Here is a 316-nt window from a genome sequence, read left to right on the forward strand (position 1 = left end):
CCCCCCCCCCCCCCCCCCCCCCCCCCCCCCCCCCCCCCCCCCCCCCCCCCCCCCCCCCCCCCCCCCCCCCCCCCCCCCCCCCCCCCCCCCCCCCCCCCCCCCCCCCCCCCCCCCCCCGTTTTCAAGCCGAAGACGGCATACGAGATCGCGCCTAGAGTCTCGTGGGCTCGGAGATGTGTATAAGAGACAGGGCAAGGCCTCCGACAATTATGCTGCGATGCTCGCCGGCGATTCCAGCCCGCTCAGCCTGCTCGGTCAGGCTCTCGACGCCGCAGCCGACGCCGATGCCGAAAGGCGGGCCAAGGCACTCGCGCAA

The 316-nt window shown here is 76.6% G+C and carries 1 protein-coding gene; it reads left to right on the top strand.

Going from position 1 to position 316, the window contains the following annotated elements; genetic code table 11:
• The coding region (locus JHD80_RS27635; protein ID WP_199093810.1) for a hypothetical protein at positions 1-183 on the top strand (183 nt) is incomplete at its 5' end.
• Positions 184-316: the final 133 nt, after the last annotated feature.

Origin of the sequence: Allobosea sp. ASV33, assembly GCF_016428755.1 — a bacterium.
GTDB lineage: Bacteria > Pseudomonadota > Alphaproteobacteria > Rhizobiales > Beijerinckiaceae > Allobosea.